Origin of the sequence: Corallococcus llansteffanensis, from assembly GCF_003612055.1 — a bacterium.
GTDB lineage: Bacteria > Myxococcota > Myxococcia > Myxococcales > Myxococcaceae > Corallococcus > Corallococcus llansteffanensis.
In genome coordinates this window covers 1-6,095 of the sequence record NZ_RAWB01000590.1, presented here as the reverse complement: position 1 = coordinate 6,095, position 6,095 = coordinate 1, and the positions used below count along the sequence as shown (strand labels likewise).

The 6,095-nt window shown below is 69.8% G+C and carries 4 protein-coding genes; all 4 read right to left on the bottom strand.

Annotated elements, in window-relative coordinates; translation table 11 throughout:
- Positions 1 to 114 precede the first annotated feature (114 nt).
- Entirely contained in the window at positions 115 to 1,083 is a 969-nt protein-coding gene (locus tag D7V93_RS35885; RefSeq protein WP_120647644.1) for a sigma 54-interacting transcriptional regulator, read from the bottom strand.
- A gap of 143 nt (positions 1,084 to 1,226) precedes the next feature.
- Complete coding sequence (locus D7V93_RS35880) at positions 1,227 to 2,357, bottom strand: BMP family lipoprotein (protein ID WP_120647643.1); 1,131 nt, start codon at positions 2,355 to 2,357, stop codon at positions 1,227 to 1,229.
- A 50-nt stretch (positions 2,358 to 2,407) separates the two neighbouring features.
- Positions 2,408 to 5,068, bottom strand: a complete 2,661-nt coding sequence (locus tag D7V93_RS35875; RefSeq protein ID WP_120647642.1) for a DUF4215 domain-containing protein — start codon at positions 5,066 to 5,068, stop codon at positions 2,408 to 2,410.
- Positions 5,069 to 5,079: 11 nt separating this feature from the next.
- On the bottom strand, positions 5,080 to 6,095 hold a 1,016-nt coding region (locus D7V93_RS35870), incomplete at its 5' end, for a PEGA domain-containing protein (protein ID WP_244237708.1).

Genomic DNA, 6,095 nt, shown 5'->3' with positions numbered 1-6,095 from the left:
GACGTGGGGTGGGCGAATCCATCCACCCCCCACCCGCGCAACCCCGCGTGGCTCCTGGGAAAAGGGGGGTGGACGAAAACATCCACCCCCTGGGCCTCCGCGGCCCGGGGGGCTTCAGCGCTCGGTGAGGCCGTGCCGGCGCATCAGCTCGAAGAAGGCGCGGCGGTGCTTGCCGCTCGCCCGCGCCGCCGCGGCGATGTTGCCGGCGTGCGCCACGAGCGACTCCTGCAGGTAGGCCCGCTCGAAGGCCTCCACCACGCGGCGCTTCGCCTCCTGGAAGGGCTCGCGCCAGGCCGGGACCACGGCGTCGGCGGGGGGCGGCTCGCGCCGGGGCTCTGGCAGGAGCGGCAGGTCCGAAACGTCCACCCGGGCTCCTCCGTGGGCGCACAGGAGGAAGCGCGCGCAGTTCTCCAACTCGCGCACGTTGCCGGGCCACGGGTAGGTGTACAGCCGCTCCAGCGCCGCGTCGGAGAAGGTGACGGTGGGCCGGCCGTACTCCGCCGCGTAGCGCAGCAGGAAGTGCTCCAGCAGGGGCGCGATGTCCTCCGGGCGTTCGCTCAGGGGCGGCACCTCCAGCGGCACCACGCGCAGGCGGAAGAAGAGGTCGAAGCGGAAGTGGCCCGCGCGCGCCTCCTGCAGCAGGTCCGTGTTGGTGGCGGCGATGATGCGCACGTCCGAGTGCTGCATCCGCGACGCGCCCAGCGGCCGGTACTCCTTCTGCTGGATGAAGCGCAGCAGCTTCACCTGCGCGGAGAGGGGCAGCGCGTCCACCTCGTCCAGGAAGAGCGTGCCGTGCTCGGCCTCGGCCACCAGGCCCTGCGTGCGCGTCCGCGCGCCGGTGAAGGCGCCGCTCTGGTGGCCGAACAGCTCGTTCTCGAAGAGCTCCGCCGGCAGCGCGCCGCAGTTCACCGGGATGAAGGCATGCGCTGCCCGTTGGCTCCGCTCATGGATGAGCCGCGCGTAAAGCTCCTTGCCCACGCCACTGGGCCCCTGGATGAGGACCTCCACATCATGGGTCGCTGCCGCGGAGACCATGTCCAGCAGCCGGACATGGGTACGGCTTCGACCGAGGATGTCGACCATGCTTCACCCCCCGTGAACCCTGACGGTACGCTAGTGATGCCCCTCGGAACCAAGAAATCAGGGGTCTTCCGTGTAACGCCAGCGTCGACGGTAATTCTCGGAGGGGGAGCGGGGGAGGGACCGTGCCGGATTGCCGGGTAGCGTCAGGGACTTGACGCGCCCGGGGACGTGGGCACCTTCAGCTCCCCGGAGATGATGCGGGCCCGGAGCGCCTCCACCGTGCGCAGCGCCTCCGCCTTGCCCGGGAAGTCCAGCCGCACGGGGGCGAGGTCCATGCCTCCCTCCTTCAGCCCGAGCGACAGGGTGCCGCCAGAGAGGCGTCCCTGGCGCTGGTCCCGGATGGCCTCGTACACCACCCGGTCCACGCGCTTGAGGACGGCGGACAGCACCGCCTGGGGCGCCAGGTGGGACGGATCCGAGTCCACGCCAATGACATACACGGACCGTCCCGCGTCGCGCGCCTCCTTCACGGCCTGGATGGCGCCCAGCCCGTCCACGCCCGCCGCGGCGAAGAGGACGTCCGTGTTCTTGAGCAGCAGGTCCTGCCCCACCTGCTTGCCCAGGGCGAAGTCGGTGAAGCTGCCGGTGTAGTTGACGAGCACGGTGGCCTTCGGGTTCGTCGCGGCCACGCCCGCGCGGAAGCCGGCCTCGTAGCGCTTCACGAGCGGGATCTCCATGCCGCCGACCATGCCCACCCGGCCCGTCTTCGTCGTCAGGCCCGCCAGGGCGCCCGCGAGGAAGCAGCCCTCCTCCTCGCGAAACACGACGGTGCGCACGTTGGGCAGGGAGATGGCCCGGCCCTTCGCGTCCAGGAGCGGGCTGTCCACCAGCAGGAAGGGCAGCGTCGGGTTCTTCCGGGCCACCTCCTCCACGGCGTTCTCCAGCATGAAGCCCACGCCCATCGCCAGCGACACCTGCTGTTCGGCGAGCAGCTGGAGGTTGGGCTCGTAGTCCTCGGCCACGCGGCTCTGGAGGACCATGGGCGTGATGCCCAGCGGGTCCGGGCGCTCGGGGTTGGCGGCGGCCTCCTGGTAGCCGCCCTGCGTGTACTGAAGGCCCGCGGCCCAGAGTTCCAACCCGCGCAGCGCGGAGTCGTTGAAGGCGTGGTCCCCGCGGCCTCCCAGCCCCAGCACGAGGCCGATGGTGGGCTTGGGGCTGGAGGGCTTCGACGGGGCGCCCTCGCTCCTGGCAGGGGAGGGCGCTTCCTGCTTGCAGCCGGCGGAGGCCGCCAGCAGGCACAGGGCGAGGGAGACGACGCGGCGGTGCGGGCTCATGGCACCGCCACGTCTACCATGCCTCCGGGGCCTGCTCCCTCAGTGGAGGCCTACGGGGGCGTGCAGGTCTTGGCGGTCCCGCACACCAGCTCGCGGTCGCAGTCCTGGTTGGCCACGCACTCCGCGTCCAGCGGGCAGTCGAAGCCGCCGCCGCCCTTCATCCCGTTCACCTTGAAGTTTCCGTCCAGGACCTGCTCCGTCATGGCCTGGTTGCCGATGGAACCCTTCAGCTTGTGGGTGAGATCCACGACGCCCTGGGTCGCGTTGAGGGAGGCCTGGATATCGAACGGATCCGGCACCGCGTTGATCGCGGTCTGGATGACCGCGGCGATCTGTCCCGCCGAGGTCCCGGCCGAGACGGCGACCGCTCGGTTGGCGGGGTTCTTGAGCCCTCCGAACCGCTCGATCTCGAAGGTGACGGGCGGGTTGGTGCCGTCGCTGAGGGTGAAGGTCTCCTCGTCCCTCAGGCCTGAGGCCCCCGGAGTCGTGATGGTGCCCGTGGCCTCCTTCAGCAGCACCGTCTTGCAATTGGCGCTGCAGGAGCCGCAGGCCAGGGTGTTGCCGTCGTCACAGACCTCGTTGGCCGCGTTCGTGTCCTTCACGCCATCCCCGCAGACGTTGCCCTGGAGGTCGAGGACCTCCTGGCAGTCGCTGCTGCACCGCTGGCAGCTCGCGATGCCGTAGGGGCATGCGATCTCGGTGACCTTGTTGCTGTCGTCACAGGCCTCGTGGATCGGGTCCTTCACGCCGTCACCGCACACGTTCCCCTTGACCGGCACGACCGCCTTGCAGTCGTTGCGGCACACGTTGCAGTTCGCGGTGCCGTAGGCGCAGGAGGTCTCGGTGTCGGTGTTGCCGTCGTCGCAGACCTCGTTCGTGGCGTCCAGCTTGGTGTCGCCGCAGACGTTGCCCTGGAGGTCGAGGACGGTCTTGCAGGTGTTGTTGCACTTCTGGCAAGTCGAGGTGCCGTAGGCGCACGCGGTCTCGCTGACGGTGTTGCCGTCGTCGCAGGCCTCGTTCGCCGGGTTCGGATCCTTCACGTTGTCGCCACAGACGTTGCCCAGGCGCGACAGGCTCTCCTTGCAGTCGAACCGGCACACCTTGCAGGTCGCGGTGCCATAGGGGCAGGCGTCCTCGGTGGCGATGTTGCCGTCGTCACAGGCCTCGTTCGTGGCGTCCACCTTGGTGTCGCCGCAGACGTTGCCCTGGAGGTTGAGGACGGTCTTGCACGTGTTGTTACACAGCGTGCAGCTCGCGGTGCCGTAGGGACACTTTGTCTCGGTGGTGGTGTTGCCGTCGTCGCAGGCCTCGGGGTTGCTCGGGCCGGAGACGTTGACGTAGGTGTCTCCGCAGACGTTGGGCTTGCAGGAGTCGAGGCAGTCGTCCCCATTGCTGGCGTTGCCGTCGTCGCACTGCTCCTTCGCCGCCGTGTTGGTGACGCTGTCGCCGCAGGCCACGGGCGTGCAGTCGACGTCGCAGACGGCCGAGTTCGGACCGTCGTCGCACTGCTCGTTCGCCGCGGTGTTGAGGAACTTGTCACCGCAGGCTGCCGGGGAGCAGTCGGAGTCGCAGGTGAGGGAGTTGCCCCGCGTGTCGCACAGCTCGCCTGCCGTGTTGTTGGCGTAGCCGTCGCCACAGAAGGCGATGGTGCAGTCGGCGTCACAGGTGCTGCTGTTGACGGGGCCCGCGTTGTCGCACTGCTCGCCAGAGGACGTGTTCACGATGGCATCGCCACAGGCGCGCGCCGTGCAGTTGGCGTTGCAGGTGGCGGACTCGCCCCCGGTGTCGCACTGCTCTCCGGCGGTCTTGTTGAGGATGCTGTCGCCGCAGACGCGCACCGTGCAGTTGGCGTTGCAGGTGGTGGACTCGCCCCCGGTGTCGCACTGCTCCTCGCCGTCGCGGACGCCGTTGCCGCACCCTTCCGCCGAACGGCAGTCGGCGCTGCACCCGTCCTCGCTCACGTTGTTGCCGTCGTCGCAGATCTCACCCTTGACGGTGTCGATGACGGAGTTGCCGCACGTCTCGTCGGACTTGCAGTCGGAGCTGCACCCGTCGCCGCTCAGGTTGTTGTTGTCGTCGCACTGCTCGCCCTTGGTGACGTCCCGGTAGCCGTTGCCGCAGCTCTCCAGGGAGAGACAGTCGGAGCTGCACCCGTCGCCGCTCACGGTGTTGCCGTCGTCGCACCGCTCTTCCCTGGTGGGGTCGGTGTAGTCGTTGCCGCACACCTCGGTGGACAGACAGTCGGCGCTGCACCCGTCGCCGCTCACGTTGTTGCCGTCGTCGCACTTCTCGCCCACGGCCACGTCCAGGATGCCGTTGCCGCACACCTCGCTGGAGAAGCAGTCGGCGCTGCACTTGTCCCCGCTCACGGTGTTGCCGTCGTCGCACTTCTCGCCGCGGGCGACGTCCACGATGCCGTTGCCGCACACCTCGCCGGAGGCACAGGTGCGGTTGCAGCCATCGCCGTCGAGGATGTTGCCGTCGTCACAGGCCTCCGCGCCCTGGACGATGCCGTCGCCACAGTCCGTCGCGATGCAGACGTCCTGCTTCGCGGCGCACTGCTGGCCCGCGGGACAGACGAGCCCCGAGGGACAGTCCATGGTCGCGGGCTCGAAGCAGGCGGAGAGCAAGAGCAGCGGCGCGGCCAGCAGCACCCAAAGGCGCGCCAGGGAGGAACCGCCGGGAAGCGGGGATGCGAAGACGCGAGGCATGGGGTGACCTCTCAGAAACGGAACGTGGCCAGGGCGCCGCCCGAGCCGCCGCCAAGAAGGGGGGTGACGTCCACTGTCGCCGCCTCCTCCTGGCCCGAGTCGATGCGATACGGCTGGGGTTGGTTGAGGACGGCCAGCACCGCGCCGGTGATGAGCGCCGCGCCGCCCACGGCGTACCCGGCGAAGGCTCCGCGCTGCATCAGGTTGCCCTGGGAGCGCTGGTCGGCGACCTGGGTGGGCGGCACGCAGCCGCCGCACTCGGCGATGCCGGATTCGAACGCGCGGAAGCGGTCGCGGGACTGGAGGTGGAGGTAGCCGCTGCCGCCGGCCACGGCCACGCCCGCGCCCATCACCAGCCAGGGCATGGCGGCGGACCAGCGGCGCTTGTAGCGGATGAGGTCCTCGGAGGTGAACAGCTTGAGGTCGAGCTTCGTCGTCTCACCGGGCAGCAGGGTGCGGCTCTGGTCGCTGGGCACGAAGCCGTCCAGCGACGCGATGACGCGGTGCTCGCCGGGACGCACCAGCCCCTCGTAGCGGCCGGGCGCCACGAAGAGCGGCCGTCCATCCATCGTCACCGTGGCGCCGGCCACGTCGCAGGCGATGTCCACCCGGGCGAGCTGCTTCTCCACGAGCGTCTTGTAGTTGCGGGCGTACTCGAACTTCTCCGTCTCCAGCGGCTCCGCGCCGAAGCGCAGCGCGGCCACCAGGTGCTCGTGCACCTCCAGGGGCTGGTCCAGGTTCATCAGCGCCAGCGCGAGGTTGTAGTGGATGGCCGGGTGGTTCCAGCGCGCCAGCGCCAGGCGGTACTTCTCCACGGCCCGCACGAAGATGGACTCCTTGAGCAGGGCGTTGCCTTCGCTGAACTGCGCGAGCGCGGCCTCCTGGTCCTGCTTCGACACCCCGTCCGCCCAGGGCCGCCCCGCCGAGGCCTCCAGCGTGTTGCCGGCCTGCTCCTGACGCGGTTCGGCCTGCGGCGTGGGAGCGGGAGGCGGGGGCAGGGGAATGGACTCGGAGAGGGGTGCTTCGG

Bases quoted from the DNA above. Each gene is read 5' to 3' on its own strand.
- D7V93_RS35885 (WP_120647644.1), bottom strand. From the start codon at position 1,083: ATGGTCGACATCCTCGGTCGAAGCCGTACCCATGTCCGGCTGCTGGAC.
- D7V93_RS35880 (WP_120647643.1), bottom strand. From the start codon at position 2,357: ATGAGCCCGCACCGCCGCGTCGTCTCCCTCGCCCTGTGCCTGCTGGCG.
- D7V93_RS35875 (WP_120647642.1), bottom strand. From the start codon at position 5,068: ATGCCTCGCGTCTTCGCATCCCCGCTTCCCGGCGGTTCCTCCCTGGCG.